11 protein-coding genes are annotated in these 14,844 nt (G+C 68.4%); 4 read left to right on the plus strand and 7 right to left on the minus strand.

All coding sequences use genetic code 11. From position 1 onward, the window contains the following. Positions 1–2 precede the first annotated feature (2 nt). Positions 3–1,637, minus strand: a complete 1,635-nt coding sequence (locus AC6CH0_RS04060; RefSeq protein ID WP_498098438.1) for a carboxylesterase/lipase family protein — start codon at positions 1,635–1,637, stop codon at positions 3–5. Between the two features lie 9 nt (positions 1,638–1,646). Here AC6CH0_RS04060 and AC6CH0_RS04065 point away from each other — a divergent pair, with 9 nt between their 5' ends. Beyond that, complete coding sequence (locus AC6CH0_RS04065; RefSeq protein WP_498098440.1) at positions 1,647–2,954, plus strand: MFS transporter; 1,308 nt, start codon at positions 1,647–1,649, stop codon at positions 2,952–2,954. A gap of 19 nt (positions 2,955–2,973) precedes the next feature. Here the strand turns inward: AC6CH0_RS04065 and AC6CH0_RS04070 are convergent, their stop codons facing one another. From AC6CH0_RS04070 to AC6CH0_RS04080, 3 genes are all read right to left on the minus strand, one after another. After that, positions 2,974–6,264: a M36 family metallopeptidase gene (locus AC6CH0_RS04070; RefSeq protein WP_498098442.1), complete on the minus strand. Its 3,291-nt coding sequence runs from the start codon at positions 6,262–6,264 to the stop codon at positions 2,974–2,976. A 183-nt stretch (positions 6,265–6,447) separates the two neighbouring features. Continuing rightward, complete coding sequence (locus AC6CH0_RS04075) at positions 6,448–6,813, minus strand: cupin domain-containing protein (protein ID WP_498098444.1); 366 nt, start codon at positions 6,811–6,813, stop codon at positions 6,448–6,450. Next, the gene (locus AC6CH0_RS04080; protein WP_498098446.1) at positions 6,810–7,625 is read right to left on the minus strand and encodes a FadR/GntR family transcriptional regulator; all 816 of its coding nucleotides are present in this window, start codon (positions 7,623–7,625) and stop codon (positions 6,810–6,812) included. The genes AC6CH0_RS04075 and AC6CH0_RS04080 overlap by 4 nt, the downstream gene beginning before the upstream one ends. Positions 7,626–7,637: 12 nt before the next feature. Between AC6CH0_RS04080 and AC6CH0_RS04085 the strand changes: the two genes are divergently transcribed. After that, on the plus strand, positions 7,638–9,338 hold the full coding sequence (locus AC6CH0_RS04085; protein ID WP_498098448.1) for a 2-isopropylmalate synthase: 1,701 nt from the start codon (positions 7,638–7,640) through the stop codon (positions 9,336–9,338). Between the two features lie 15 nt (positions 9,339–9,353). Here the strand turns inward: AC6CH0_RS04085 and AC6CH0_RS04090 are convergent, their stop codons facing one another. Continuing rightward, entirely contained in the window at positions 9,354–11,522 is a 2,169-nt protein-coding gene (locus tag AC6CH0_RS04090; RefSeq protein ID WP_498098449.1) for an ATP-dependent Clp protease ATP-binding subunit, read from the minus strand. A 163-nt stretch (positions 11,523–11,685) separates the two neighbouring features. After that, positions 11,686–12,174, minus strand: a complete 489-nt coding sequence (locus AC6CH0_RS04095; RefSeq protein WP_498098450.1) for a hypothetical protein — start codon at positions 12,172–12,174, stop codon at positions 11,686–11,688. Between the two features lie 109 nt (positions 12,175–12,283). Between AC6CH0_RS04095 and AC6CH0_RS04100 the strand changes: the two genes are divergently transcribed. Further along, a complete protein-coding gene (locus AC6CH0_RS04100) occupies positions 12,284–12,985 on the plus strand; it encodes a YceI family protein (protein WP_498098451.1) in 702 nt (233 codons plus the stop codon). 42 nt (positions 12,986–13,027) lie between these two features. Next, entirely contained in the window at positions 13,028–14,059 is a 1,032-nt protein-coding gene (locus AC6CH0_RS04105) for a hypothetical protein (protein ID WP_498098452.1), read from the plus strand. Positions 14,060–14,090: 31 nt separating this feature from the next. Here the strand turns inward: AC6CH0_RS04105 and AC6CH0_RS04110 are convergent, their stop codons facing one another. Beyond that, positions 14,091–14,795 carry a helix-turn-helix transcriptional regulator gene (locus AC6CH0_RS04110; protein ID WP_498098453.1) on the minus strand — a complete coding sequence of 235 codons (705 nt, stop codon included), beginning with the start codon at positions 14,793–14,795 and terminating at the stop codon, positions 14,091–14,093. Positions 14,796–14,844 lie beyond the last annotated feature (49 nt).

Below are 14,844 nucleotides of genomic sequence, written 5' to 3' on the forward strand. Positions count from 1 at the left end.
GCTCACACGTGCGGCACGAACGCCTGCCACGCGAGTCGTTTCTCACGTCGCGGATCGAGCTCGACACGATCCACCCCGTCGAAGATGACGGTGCACCGGCCGGCCTCGTCGTAGCGCGGCCAGTCATCACCGGGTGCTCCGGATGCTGCGAAGCCCACCCAGTGCCGCTGCATCCGTCGCCCGACCGCACGGAACATCCGGCGCCCGCCGAGCAGGGTGAGGCCCGTGCCGGTGGGGGTGTCGAACTTCTCGAAGAGGGCGAAGAGTTCGAGGCCGTGCGTGGCGTCGAGGCCGAGGAGCCGCGGCATCCGGGGCGCAGCGTCGAAGCGGTAGCCGTAGGTCGGCGCGAAGCGCGAGTGCCGTTCGGCGACCTTCACCGAGGGGAACCAGAACGTGAAGTCGCCCCCGAAGTCGGCGGCGGGCCGACGCTCGGGCAAGCCCGGATACTGGCGCTTGATGGCCTTGCGGGCCTTCTTCTTCGTGTTCGCGAAGATGGCGCGAATGCGCGGCTTCGTCGTCGGCAGGATGTCGATGCGACCTTCGAAGAGCGAACCCTCCCGGTCATTCGTGCCGATGATGAGCGGCACCCGGTGCGCGAGCCCGTCGCGGAACGCGTCGAGGGGCCGGTGCGGCAGGAACTCTCCGTCGATGACCGGGGCGAGGCTGATCGTGCCGGGGTTCTCGTCGGGGGTGCGAGTCGTGAGCGCCGTCGTCGCCTCGGCGAGCAGCATCGGGTCGGCGGTCGTGAGCATCGCCGCGGCATCCTCGACCGATTCGCTCTCGAGATCGTCGTCGTCGACCACGCGGCTGAGCAGCTGCACGTATTCGCCTGCCCAGCGCTGCGCCACGTCGGGCAGGTACACGGCGTTCGCCGGCGAGCTCTGGGCGATCGCCCGATGGAAGAGCCCTTCGGCGGCGGGCACGGTGAGCAGGGTGGTCACCGAGTTGGCGCCGGCGGATTCGCCGAAGAGCGTCACTCGGTCGGGATCGCCGCCGAAGGCGCGGATGTTGCGGCGCACCCACTCGAGCGCCGCGACCTGGTCGCGGAGGCCGAGGTTCACCTCGATCGGATGCCCGGGCCGGGAGTAGGCGCGGAAGTCGAGCCAGCCGAGCGCGCCGAGCCGGTAGTTGAGGCTCACGTAGACGACGCCGTGCTGCCGTGCCAGGCGCTCGCCCTGCGGCGGGTACTCCCCCGACGAGCCGACGCTGTAGGCGCCGCCGTGGATGAAGACCATGACCGGATGCCCCGTGCCGGAACCCGTTGCCTCGGCCCCATCGGGCGCGATCACGTTGAGGCTCAGGCAGTCCTCGCTGCGCGGCAGGTGCGGCGCAGCGCCGATGAACTGCCCACGGCGATGCTGCGGGGCGACCGGCCCGAAGCGGGTGGCGTCGCGCACGCCGTCCCAACCCGCGGCCGGCCGCGGCGCGCGGAAACGGTGCTCGCCCGCCGTCGAAGCCGCGTACGGGATGCCCCGCCACATCCGTACGCCGTGACGGCGCAGGCCGGACACGGCACCGCGATCGGTCTCGACCACGAGATCGCGTGACGTGCCCTCGCGCAACAGCATGCCCGAAGCGTAGAGCCGCAAGGTGAACCTCGGGTGTGCGATGTCGTCGATGTCGGCGGCGTCGGCCAAGATATTCAGGTGATCGGCATCAGGAGCTTCTGGAACGCCCTCCCCACCGAGGGGCGCTGGCTGCTGTCGACGGTCGCGATCCAGACGCTCGGCCGCGGGCTGACGCTGCCGTTCACGATCATCTACCTGCACGAGGTGCGCGGATTCGACCTCGGGCTCTCCGGCGCGCTGATGGGCGTGATCGCGGTCGTCGGGCTCATCGTGACCGGCCCCGGCGGCACCCTCATCGACCGGTTCGGGGCCCGCAAGGTGCTGCTCGTCGGGCTCGCGGCGATGATCGTCGGTTGCACCTTGCTCGCGTACGCGACGCACCCCGGAGTCGCCGCCGTCGCCCTCGTGCTGATCGGCGTGAACTTCGGCGTCTCGTGGCCGGGCTTCAACGCGCTCATCGCCGCAGTGGTCGAGGGCGACCTGCGCCAGCAGTACTTCGGCGTCAACTTCGCCCTCGTCAACCTCGGCATCGGCGTCGGCGGCGTCATCGGCGGCTTCTTCATCGACGTCGACGCCCCCGAGACGTTCACCGCGATCTTCCTCATCGACGCGATCAGCTGCCTCGTGCCTGCGGCCCTGCTGCTCGGGCCCCTGCGACATGTGCGCACGCACGCCGACCCGTCGTCCGAAGACGCGAACGCCCCGGCGACCGCGGGGTACCGCGAGATCCTCCGCCAGCCCGCGGTGCTGTGGTTGACGCTGCTCACCTTCATCGCCATGTTCATCGGGTACGGCCAGATGGAGGCGGGGTTCCCCGCGTACGCGCGTCAGGTGGCCGAGGTCTCGACGCGCGTGGTCGGCTTCGCCTTCGCCGTCAACACCGTCGTCATCGTGCTGCTGCAGTTCACCGTGCTCAAGTTCATCACCGGCAAGCGGCGCACGAGGGTCATGTGGGTGATGGCGGGCGTGTGGGCCGTGGCATGGCTGCTGCTGGGCGCCGCCGGACTGCTGCCCGACTCGCTCGCCGCGGCGATCGGCGTCTTGGCGTTCATGGGCGTGTTCGCCTTCGGCGAGACGCTGCTGCAACCGACCGTGCCGGCGATCTACAACGACCTCGCTTCCGACCGCAACCGAGGTCGTTACAACGCGATCAATGCTGCGGCGTTCCAGGGCGGCGCGATCGCCGGCCCGATCGCGGCGGGCTTGCTGCTCGACCAGGGTCTCGACGCGCTCTTCATCGCCGTCATGGTCGTCGGCTGCATCGGCATCGGCGTGCTGTCGAGCGCGCTCGAGCGGCGCATCCCGGCGAGCGTGAACGGCGTGCGCGAGCCCGCGCGCACAGACGTGGCCGAGGCGGAGCCCCGGCCACAGTCCGTCGACGACTGACGCCGACGACAGCGCGGCGTCAGCCGCTCGTCGTGACGATCGACGCGAGCCGTCCCTTCGCCTCACGCACGTCCTGCTCCGTCGAGGCGGGGTTCGTGCGCACCGTCTCCGCAGCGAGCACCGCCTCGCCCCAGGTCATCGCGACACCGCCGTAGGTGACGGGTGTCGAGAGGTCGACCGACCCGTTGGCGAAGTTCAGCCACGCGGCGAGCAGGAACTGGTCGAACTGTTCATCGGCGCCGTTCTTCGGCGGCGAGTGGAAGATGTCGACCGCGTCCGCCCGGTCGAGCGGGGAGTCGAACACCGTGCTGAAGAACACCGCGATGTCGAGGTAGCACTCGAGTTCGGCCGCGGTGAAGTCGTTCGACTTCTTCTCGCGGTACTGGTTCAGCCACCAGCCGTGCTGCTTGGACTTCGTACCGTCGCCGACCACGACCACCGCGGCCGAGTCGGAGGCGGTGCCGCCGTCGTCGTCCTCGACCTCGGTGACCAGCTCGTACAGGCACGCCTCGGCGTACACGTGGTCGGCCGAGAGGTCGACGTCGCGCGGCTGCACGCTCGGCGACTTCGGAGGGTCGAGCGCCGGCGGGTTCACGAGAGAGGTCTCGGAACTCGTCGAGCCGTCGCCCCAGTCCCACGTGACGGTGAGGTCGTCGCTGCCCGGGTCGGTCGTCGTGAGCGGCACCTCGAGGTTGCCGCCGGCGTCGAGCACGAAGGCCTCGACCCCGTCGTAGACCTGCGTTCCCGAGGTGTCGATCTCGATCGTCGGATCGACGTTCGAGACGTCGACGACAACCGTCGCGCACGTCGTCGAATCATCGTCGGAGCCGCAGACCTCGACGTCGAAGAGACCGTTGTCGCCGTAGTCGAACAGCACCTCGAACGTGAGGGTCGCGTCCGGCCGCAAGTTCTCCTCGACGCCGGCGAGGGCGAGTGGCCCCGTGCCGTCATCGAGATCGAGCGTCGCCGACAGGTCGTCGAGCCAGCCCGGATCGGTGATGACTCCACTGATCGTGACCGTACGCGTCGCCTCGTCGATGGGCGCGACCGGATCGATCATGACCACCGGCTCGACGTTCGCGACGTCGACGGTCGTCGTGTCGGTCGCCGTGTTGCCGAACGCATCGGTCACGCGCAATCCGATCGGATAGGAGCCGTCCTGGCCGACCCGATCGAACGTCGGGTTCTCGCCCGTCGCGTCGTCGTACTGGCCGTCGGCGTCGAAGTCCCACTCCCATGCCGCGATCGCGCCGGCGCTCGGGTCGGAGCCTGCGCTCGAACCGGCCGCCGTCAGCGCGACATCCGTGCCCTCGTCCGTGGCATACGGACCGCCGGCATCCGCTGTCGGCCCGCACGCGGCAGGCAGCGTGAAGTCGTCGACTTGGGCGCCGTGGCCGTTCGTGCCGGCCGCGACCGCGAGCTCGCCGAGCCCACGCTGCGCGAACGCCGACCAGATTGCGCAGACGTTCGCGCCGGCGTTCGTCGCGACATCCGCCGCGATGAGCCCGTTGCGGGCGTCGACGAAGGTCGGCTTGCTGCCCACGTTCGTGTTCTTCATGCCGTCGATGACGAGTTGCTCGGCGACGGGCAGCCCGACCAGGGCTCGCACGGCGTAGACCATGGTCGCCCAGATGGTGCCGTTGCCGTGCGGGCTGCCGTCGGCGGGCACGTAGTCGTTGTAGTCCGAGTAGACGAGTGGTGAGGTGTCGTAGGCGACCGAGCGGATGCCCGTGGTCGCGTTGCCCGTGACGTATTCGCCGATGACCGCGTCGCCCCACTTCAGGAAGGACAGCACGTCGCTCCAGCCCTCGCCCAGGGCGCCGGTCTGGTCGTCGCCGTAGTCGAAGCTGCCGCCACCGACCAGTCGGGTCGAGACGCCGTGCCCGAACTCGTGGGCGATCACGTCGCCGTCCAACGATCCATCGCGATACGGACGGCCGCTCGGCGACCACATGTACATCTGCATGCGCGGGCTGTCGCCGTCACCGGGAGTGCCGAAGTTCGCGTTGTTCCGGCATCGGATATCGTTCGGCGGGTCGGCCTGGTCCTGACATCCGAAGTCCCAGCCGTCTTGCGCCTCGGCGTTCACCGGGTCGCCGTCGCTGCCGCCGTTGCCGAAGTTGTCGATCTGGAAGTTGCGCCACGCCTCGGTGAAGCCGAGGTCGTACGTGTAGTCGTGCAGCACGTTCGTGTAGTAGAAGAGCTGCGTCGTGATCGCGTCGAGGTCGGCGTCGAGGCTCGCCTGGCTGCCGTCGGCGTTCGTGCGCCAGGCATCCGTGAAGGCGTAGTCGAAGACCTGATAGCCCGGGTCGCCCATCGCGGGCGTGTTGGGCTGGTACTCGTCGTTCGCGTCGCTGTCATCGAGGTCTCGGTAGGCGTTGACGTTGTTGCCGCTCGTCGTGGTGTCACCGACCCACGTGCCGTTGATGCCGGTGAACGGATGCAGCTCGCGGCCGGCGCCCGTGGCGTCGGGGTGCTGCTCGTCGAAGACGCGGCCCTCGGGGGCGGCGTGCGCGTAGCGGCTCGACTCGGCGAGCACTTCACCGCTCGCCGCGTCGACGACGGACTCGACCCAGATCTCGCCCGACAGTTCGACGTCGGTGACCCAGGCGAGCCGCAGTGCGGCGCCGTCGTCGACCATGTACCAACGCTGCTCGGCCGTCAGCGGCGCAGGGTCGACGACACCCTCGGCGATGGTGTTGGGCACTTCGACGCTCGCGCGATCAGTGGTGTCCGCCCCCTGGGGCACATCGTCCGTCGTGATCGCGGCACCGGAGGCTTCGACCGCCGCACCGACGATCGCATCGGCCGCGGTGACCGCAGGGGTCGGGGGCGCTGCCGACCGAGCGGCCGGGACATCCGCTGCGACGCCGCCGACGTGCACGAGCCGGCCCTCGGCGTCGACGCTCGCGGTGATGATCGCGTCGTGCACCGGGATCGACTGCACCTGCTGGCGCAGTTGCACGTAGCTCACCCCGTTCGGATCGGTGATGACCTCGTCGGCCGCGAGGCTCTCGAGTCCGCCGCCGTCGAGTCCGAACGCGGCACGGTGCTCGTCGAGGTAGCCGAGCACGATGTCGGCAGGCGCGGCGGCGGATGCGTCGGTGAGTGCGCCCGTCGGGTTCATGACGGACAGCACGTCGCCGAGCGAGTCGACGCGCACGAGCATGCCCGCACCGAATTCGTCGGCGAGGCCGGGCGGCGCGGCAGTCGGTGGACTGGTCGGCGGCGCGGCGGCCGCGGCGAGCGGCTGGCTGAGCACGAGAGCGAATGCGCCGAGAATTGCGACGGCGCCGATCGGACGGACCATGACGGCCTCCCGAAGGGAACTTCGAGGAAGCCCGGGGCGATCCCCCCAGCCGCCCCGAGCATGGCTCACTGAGCCGTCGCACAAGCTACGCCCAGCTGACACCCGCCGGTAGGGGGTCGGGGACGAATCCCTACCTCCAAAACGGGGGACACGCCCGGGTGCCGGATGCTGCCAGCAGGCCGTTCAGATGAGTTCGCGGAGTTCAGCGGTCATGCCGCCGCCTGCATCGCCCGTGTTCACGGTGCCGACCGGCTCGACGAGCAACGCGTGCACTTCGCCCTCCGCTTTCGGGCGGTGTTCGACACCTTTGGGTACGACGTAGACATCATTCGGCCCGAGGGTGATGTCGCGGTCTCGGAGCTGGATGGTGAGTTCGCCGGAGAGCACCAGGAAGAGCTCGTCGGTGTCCGGGTGGCTGTGCCAGACGAATTCGCCGTGCATCTTGACGACTTTGACGTCGTAGTCGTTGATGCTGGTGAGCCGGTGCGGTTGCCAGTGCTCCGAGATGCTCGCAAGGGCTGCGGTGATGTTGCGTACGTCGTCGGTCATGACGGTGTTCCAATCTGGCGGGTGAGTCCGTTGCGGAGTGCGACGAGGTGGGCGCGGCTGAGCTCGGACGCGCTGTCTGCGTCTCGGGCTGCGATCGCTTCGACGATCGCCTCGTGGGTGCGTTGATCGCGATCGGTGCCCGGCTCGCCGTTGAGCTCGAGCATCTGGATCATCGCGTCGCGGCTCCGGACGGCGAAGGTGTCGAAGAGTTCGGTCAGCACCTCGTTGCGGCTCGCGACAACGACGCTTCGATGGAACGCGGTATCGGTGTCGACTCTGACCTCGATCGTGATGCGGTCGGCGTCGCGGAGCGCCAGGGCGGCGCGAATAGCGAGCATGTCGTCTCGTGTATGGCGCTCAGCAGCGAGTGCTGCTGCTTCGCACTCGATGGCGATGCGCGCCTCGAGGATCGCCGTGATGTTCGATCGCGTCACCAGCGCGTCCCAGTCGTCGGCCGGATCGACTGCGTGCAGGAACACGCCCGCACCTTGCCGGGTCAGCAGTACACCCTGCCCGCTCAACTGACGGATCGCCTCCCGCACCGTCGAGCGCCCCACACCGAGTTGTGGGGCCAACGTGGTCTCGCTCGGCAGTTTCTGCCCGACTTCCCACTCTCCCGCCTGGATGCGTTCGAGGAGATGCCGCGCAACCTGGTCGGAAAGTGACTCACGACGAACAGAACTCATCCCCTGATCATACTCCTCAGCTTGTCTGAGGAGTTGTGTTAGCGTTGCGCCGTGACCATCCTTGACTCTCGCCTGTCCACTCCGGCAGGCCCGGTTCCGAGTTCCTCGCCGCACTGGAACCGGCAACGCCGCTCCCAGATGCCCTCCGCCCGGTACGAAGACCTCTTCGCGCGTGTCGACGTGCCGCTCCGTGATCGCGAGTGGCCGTCGCGCCGTCTGACGGAAGCGCCGCTCTGGGTGCCGGTGGATCTTCGCGATGGCAACCAGTCGCTGGCCGAGCCGATGGACCCGAGCAGGAAGCGGGGCTTCTTCGAACTGATGGTCTCGATGGGGTACAAGGAGATCGAAGTCGGGTACCCGTCTGCGTCCCAGACGGACTACGACTTCGTGCGGCTGATCGCCGAGACTGAGATCGCCCCGCACGACGTCACCATCGTGGTGTTCACCCCGGCACGTCGTGACCTCATCGAACGAACCGTGGAGTCGATCCGCGGCATTCGCAACCCGGTGGTCATCCACATGTACACGGCGACAGCCCCACTCTGGCGCGACGTCGTGCTCGGCCACGATCGCGCGTCGCTGCGGGAACTGATCCTCGGCGGCGGTCGTGACGTGCTCGACTTCGCCGGCGACCTCGACGGCGTGCGGTTCGAGTTCTCACCGGAAGTCTTCAACCTCACCGAACCCGACTACAGCCTCGAACTCTGCAACGCCATCACGGGTCTCTGGGACGCCTCCACTGATCGGCCGGTGATCCTCAACCTCCCGGCGACGGTCGAGGCGGCGACTCCGAATGTGTACGCGGACCAGATCGAGTACATGCACCGGAACCTCGACCGACGTTCCGCGGTGATCCTCTCGGTTCATCCCCACAACGATCGCGGTACCGGCATCGCGTGCGCCGAGCTCGCCATGCTCGCCGGCGCGCAACGGGTCGAGGGTTGCATCTTCGGCAACGGTGAGCGAACAGGCAACGTCGATATCGCCACCCTGGCCCTGAACCTCCATGCGCAAGGCATCGACCCCATGATCGACTTCTCCGACATCGACCACATCCGCCGTGTCGTGGAGCACAGCAACCGCATCGAGATCCACCCACGACATCCCTACGTCGGAGACCTGGTGCACACCGCGTTCTCGGGCACGCACCAGGATGCGATCAAGAAGGGCCTCACCGAGCATCGCGCCCGCGCGGAAGCCACCGGCACCTCCCCTGACCGTCTCCCGTGGCGAGTGCCCTACCTGCCCGTCGACCCCGGAGACCTCGGCCGCAGCTACGAGGCCGTGATCAGAGTGAACTCCCAATCGGGCAAGGGCGGCATCGCCTATCTGCTCGAACGCGACTACGGCATCGAGATGCCCCGCCGGCTGCAGATCGACTTCTCCCGCCGCGTGCAGCAGCACGCCGACGACACCGGCCTCGAGCTCGACGCCGCGCAGCTGTTCACGATTTTCGAGCGCAGCTACCTCACCCCGGATGCAACCCCGCTCGAGCTCCTCGAACTGGACATCACCACAGTGGGCAGCTCGACGAGGACCGCGCTCCGGGTCGACATCGACGGCATCGAGCATGCGGCGGCATTCGACGATGTCGGGCTGGTGGAAGCGACCACGCTCGTGCTCAGCGCCGCCGGAATACCCATCGAGATCGTGTCGCTGCACCAGACATCACTCGCCGCCGGAAACGACAGCGACGCTCTCACCCTGCTCGAATACCGGTACGGGTCCGACACGAATTGGGCGGCCGGCCGCCACCGTTCCGTACTCGACGCGACCGTTCTCGCGGTGATCAACGCTGCGGCGACACAGAAGAACCACGGTGACCAGGCCTCCGGCTGAGCCATCGGCCGGCGGCTACTCCGCTGGTGCCTCGGCCCGCACCACCGTCAGCGAGTCGCCGTCATCGGCGAGACCGACCACGACGGTGTCGCCGTCGCGGACCTCACCGGTGAGCAGTGCCCGCGCGAGGCGGTCGTCGATCTCATGCTGCATGAGTCGGCGCAGGGGCCGTGCACCGTAGAGCGGGTCGTAGCCGCGCTCGGCGAGCCAGGCCCGCGCGTCGGGCGTGACCCCGAGCTGCAGTCTCCGCTCGTGCAGCCGCGACGAGAGCCGATCGATGTAGAGGTTCACGATCTCGGCGAGCTCCTGCTCGCTGAGCGCCGAGAACACGACGATGTCGTCGAGGCGGTTCACGAACTCGGGCTTGAACGCCTGCCGCACGGTCTGCAGCACGGCTTGCTCCTTCTCGTCCCAGCTCAGCGTCGGGTCGATCAGGTACTGCGAGCCGAGGTTCGAGGTGAGGATCAGGATCGTGTTCCGGAAGTCGACCGTGCGACCCTGGCCGTCGGTCAGTCGCCCGTCGTCGAGCACCTGCAGCAGCACGTCGAAGACCTCGGGGTGCGCCTTCTCGACCTCGTCGAAGAGGATCACCGAGTAGGGGCGCCGACGCACGGCCTCGGTCAACTGGCCGCCCTGGTCGTAGCCGACATATCCCGGAGGGGCGCCGACGAGACGCGAGACCGAGAATTTCTCGCCGTACTCCGACATGTCGATGCGCACCATGGCGTGCTCATCGTCGAAGAGGAAGTCGGCGAGCGACTTCGCCAGCTCGGTCTTGCCGACGCCGGTCGGGCCGAGGAAGAGGAACGAACCCGTCGGGCGATTGGGGTCACTGATGCCGGCGCGCGATCGGCGCACCGAGTCGGCGACCGCCGCGACCGCGCGCTTCTGGCCGATCAGTCGCTTGCCGAGCTCCTGCTCCAGGTGCAGCAGCTTCTCGGTCTCGCCCTGCAGCAGCCGGCCGACGGGGATGCCGGTCCAGGCGGCGATCACCTGCGCGATGTCCTCCTCGGTGACCTGCTCGTTGACCATGCGCGGCTCATCGGGTGCCTCTTCGGCCTGTTCGGCCGCCTCGAGGTCGCGTTGCAGTTGGGCGATCGTCTCGTACTCGAGCTTGGAGGCCTTCGCATAGTCGGCCTCGCGCATGGCGCGGTCGCGCTGCGTGACGGCGTCGTCGAGCTGCTTCTTCAGGTCGCCGACGCGATTCAGCGACATCCGCTCGCGCGCCCAACGGGCTTCGAGTTCGGAGAGTTCGCGCTCCTGTTCGACGAGGGTCTCGTGCAGCTTCGCGAGCCGCTCCTTCGACGCGTCGTCCTTCTCCTTCTTGAGGGCGAGCTCCTCGAGCTTCATGCGATCGACCTGGCGCTTGAGCTGGTCGATCTCGACGGGGCTCGAATCGATCTCCATCTTGAGGCGCGACATGGCCTCGTCGACGAGGTCGATCGCCTTGTCGGGCAGTTGTCGTGCCGAGATGTAGCGGTTCGACAGGGATGCCGCGGCGACGAGCGCCGCGTCGGAGATGGTCACCCCGTGGTGCGCCTCGTAACGGCCCTTGAGGCCGCGGAGGATCGCGATCGTGTCCTCCACCGACGGTTCGCCGACGTACACCTGCTGGAAGCGGCGTTCGAGCGCGGCATCCTTCTCGATGTACTCGCGGTATTCGTTGAGGGTCGTCGCGCCGATGAGCCGCAGCTCGCCGCGCGCGAGCATGGGCTTCAGCATGTTCGACGCCGCGACGGAGCCCTCACCGCCGCCGGCACCCATGAGCAGGTGCAGCTCGTCGACGAAGGTGATGATCTGGCCTTCGGCGTCGTTGATCTCCTTGAGCACCGCCTTCAGCCGCTCCTCGAACTGGCCGCGGTACATGGCCCCGGCCACGAGAGCCGAGATGTCGAGCGAGATGAGCTGCTTGTTCTTCAGCGATTCGGCCACGTCGCCCGCGACGATGCGCTGTGCCAGGCCCTCGACGACGGCGGTCTTGCCGACGCCGGGCTCGCCGATGAGCACGGGGTTGTTCTTGGTGCGCCGGGTGAGCACCTGGCTGACGCGGCGGATCTCGGCGTCGCGCCCGATCACCGGGTCGAGCTTGCCCGCCTTCGCGATCTCGGTGAGGTTGACGCCGTACTGTTCGAGCGCCGACTTCTGCTCTTCTTGCGTGCTCGGCGCGCCTTGCATGTTGGCCATAGGCAGGTCCTTTCTCCTCGGAACAGGCCCTTCGTCAAACTTGAGCCTACTAGACTCAACTTTGGCGACATGGTCGGTATTCCGCCATTCGCACCGAATTTTCCCCGAACTTCACGCTAGACGGATGCCGCGTGGCCCGCCAGTGACGACGGCACGGAACCGGTCAGGGGGTCGCCTCGACGGAGAGCATCGTGGTGCGCAACACGCCGGCAGACGTCGGCAGCTCGAATCGCACCGGCATACCGGGATGCGAGCGGGCGAACCAGAACGACTCCACCGGAGCATCCGACGCGTCGTCGACCCGGGTGTCGTAGCGACGGCACTCGACGCGACCGATCGGCAGCTCGAGCCGCTCGTCGCTGACCGTCGTACGGTCGGCAGGGAATGCGGCGTGCCCCTGCAGTTCGCGCCACGTCACCCGACCCGCCGAGATCTCGCCGTCGACACCGCCGTCGGCGGCGATGCGCCATCGCTCCAGCGTGGCCCCTTCGTCATCGCACTCGCTAAAACGGTTGATGCGTTCGTAGCTCTCGCCGCCCGGCTCTTCGACGAGCAGCCGAATCGTCTTGCCCGAGCCGCTCGCCGCCCGAATCTCAGCCGCAGTGAACGGCGTCGGCAGCAGTCCAGGACCGAGCACGCGAGGGTCGCTCATACACGCAATTCTGCGTCATCCGCTGTCATCTTCAGCGCATCTCGGGCAGATTCAATGCGTTCTCATACATTCATGGGCCATGCTCGAAGTCCGACCCTGGGGAGCAGACATGCAGAAGCGCACCAAGATCATCACCGTTTCCATCGTCGCCGGAGCGATCGTGCTCGGCGCCACCGCCGCCGTGGCAGGACCGATCTTCTATCGCGACGTGATCGTCGGCGAGGCCGAAGCGGCCCCGTCGGTCACGGCCCGCCCGACCGCCACGAGCGAAGCCGGAACCGCGGCATCCGACCTCAGCGGCGCCTGGAGCGTCGCAGCCGGCTCGTACGCCGGCTACCGCCTCGACGAGGTGCTGAACGGCACCGATGTCACGGTGGTCGGCCGGACCGAACAGGTCACCGGATCGCTCACCGTCGAAGGCGATACGCTCACCGCCGGCGAGATCACCGTCGACATGGCCTCGATCGCGACGGACTCCGGCAATCGAGACGCGTACTTCCGCGACACCGCACTTCGCACCTCGGAGTTCCCGACCGCGACGTTCGCCCTGACCGGCCCCGTCACCGCGACCGCACCGCCCGTCGCCGGCGAGGTGCAGAAGGTGACCGCGACCGGCGACCTCACGATCGCCGGGGTCACCCGATCGGTGGGCGTCGAGCTCGACGCCGTGCTGAACAGCGCCGACGGGCAGGTCGCCGGCAGCATCCCGATCACCTTCGCCGACTTCGGCGTCGAGGCGCCGAACCTCGGGTTCGTCTCGGTCGAGCCCGACGGCTTCATCGAGTTCTCGCTCGTGCTCGCACCCGCCTGAGCAGGAGGAGCCGCGTGAGCGGCGATGTGGCAGTCTCATGCCATGGACGCATCCGCTGATCACCCGCAGATCGGAACCCTCACCGTCGACCCCTCGGCGCTCGACGATGAGGGTTCCGAGCTCCGGGACGCGATCGCCGGGCTCGGGTTTCCGGTGTCGACCGCAGGGATTCCCGACGGAACACCCACGTCGGGGTGGCGAGTGATCGCGCGGCGTGAACACTCGGTCGTACTCGCCGCCCCGGTCGACGACCGACCGGGGTGGTGGAGTCTCGCGCACGTCGAGCGACCGCGAGACGGGCAACCGCGGGCGCAGGTGCGGGTGCATCCCGAACCCCAGCCGTTGCGACCGAGTCGCGCCGAGCGCGGCCGGGGTCTCGTGCTGCGGTGGCCCGAGACCACTCGCACGGAGCCCGACCTCGACCAGCTCGCCGTCGACGTCGTCAACGCAGGCGAGCAGCGCTGGCGACCCGACGGCGACTCGTTCCGGGCCATCGGGTTCATCGCCCGCCCCGGTGGAGGAACGGGCGCCGGTTACTTCGGCTTCGTCGGCGGCGGGCCCTCCGCGTTCGCGCTCGACCCCGGCGAGTACGCGCGAGTGCCGGTGCATCTCGACGCGAGCCAGTGGAAAGACCTCGAGGCCGGACGCCACGAGATCTCCGCGACGCTCACTGAGCTCAGCGTGCGCACCGAGACGCCGCTCGAGGTGGAGTTGACCGCAGAGCAGATTGCGCAGCGTCAGCCGCGCGCCGATCGGGCACACCCATCCGCACCCGATCAGCGCGGTGAGTTGCAGACACGACTCGAGATGGTTCGCGCGTTGCTCGCCGCGAACGATCGACTTGCCGACGTGCTCGAGGTCGTCACGAAGTCGAGCGTTGACGAGGAGGCGGCACGCCACGAGATGCGAGAGCTGCTCGGGTGCTCGCCGGATGCGGCGCGACTCGTCTTCGAGATGTCGCTCCGTCGGTTCCGCCCGGACAGCATCGACCGACTCGCCGAGGAAGCAGCACGGCTCGAGCGGAGGATCGAGCACTCGGCTTCGGACGGCTCATCCGCAGCCGGGCCATCCTGATCGCCCCTTCGCGCGAACCACGTCGCCGCGCTCAGCCGCCGCCCCTGCCGAAGTCCGTGTCGAACCAGCGCCCGATCGAGGCGTCGGGGAACGCTCGCCGACGATAGGTGCCCGGCACACGCTCGACGTCGGAGATGCGGTCGAAGCGGAACGTGCGCCAGTCGTCGCGGTCGAGGTCGAAGCCCACGAGATACCAGCGGCCCGCGCTGAGCACGTGGCGATACGGGTCGACGACTCGAGCGGTCGACGCCCCATTGCCGTCGCGGTAGGCGAAGCGGATGCGTCCGGATCCGGCGACGGCGTCGGCGACCGTGCCGACGTCATGTGCCGCGATGGCGTGATCTTCGTCGAGCACCTCGGTCGCGAGGTCGATCGCGTCAGCGCGGCGCCGGAGGGCAGGCGGCAGCACCCGCTCGAGCTTCGCCATCGCGGTGGCTGCACTCTCATCGCCCTGCAGTCGAGGCGCGATCAGGCGCAGGCCGGCGACGATCGCCGCGACCTCGTCGGCGGTGAACAGCAGCGGCGGAATCGCCTGCCCCGGCCCGAGTCGATACGTACTTGCAGGGCCGGGGCGAGCGGTGATCGTGTACCCGAGCCGGCGGAGCCGATCGACGTCGCGCCGAACGGTGCGCAGGCTGATGCCGAGCCGGGCGGCCAATGCCCCGGCGGTCCAGTCGGCGCCACTCTGGAGCACCGCCAGGAGTGTCAGGGCTCGCGCGGTCGGATCGCGTTCCATCCCTCCATTGTGGCTGCAGTGGAGGCCATCATCTGTCCGCCACTGTCGT

It is taken from the genome of Agromyces sp. GQ35 (genome assembly GCF_059758475.1).

What these genes read in the sequence shown, in the direction of transcription:
- AC6CH0_RS04090 (WP_498098449.1), bottom strand. Translation starts at nt 11,522, where the DNA reads ATGGCCAACATGCAAGGCGCGCCGAGCACGCAAGAAGAGCAGAAGTCG.
- AC6CH0_RS04110 (WP_498098453.1), bottom strand. Translation starts at nt 14,795, where the DNA reads ATGGAACGCGATCCGACCGCGCGAGCCCTGACACTCCTGGCGGTGCTC.
- AC6CH0_RS04075 (WP_498098444.1), bottom strand. Translation starts at nt 6,813, where the DNA reads ATGACCGACGACGTACGCAACATCACCGCAGCCCTTGCGAGCATCTCG.
- AC6CH0_RS04100 (WP_498098451.1), top strand. Translation starts at nt 12,284, where the DNA reads ATGCAGAAGCGCACCAAGATCATCACCGTTTCCATCGTCGCCGGAGCG.
- AC6CH0_RS04070 (WP_498098442.1), bottom strand. Translation starts at nt 6,264, where the DNA reads ATGGTCCGTCCGATCGGCGCCGTCGCAATTCTCGGCGCATTCGCTCTC.
- AC6CH0_RS04085 (WP_498098448.1), top strand. Translation starts at nt 7,638, where the DNA reads ATGCCCTCCGCCCGGTACGAAGACCTCTTCGCGCGTGTCGACGTGCCG.
- AC6CH0_RS04105 (WP_498098452.1), top strand. Translation starts at nt 13,028, where the DNA reads ATGGACGCATCCGCTGATCACCCGCAGATCGGAACCCTCACCGTCGAC.
- AC6CH0_RS04095 (WP_498098450.1), bottom strand. Translation starts at nt 12,174, where the DNA reads ATGAGCGACCCTCGCGTGCTCGGTCCTGGACTGCTGCCGACGCCGTTC.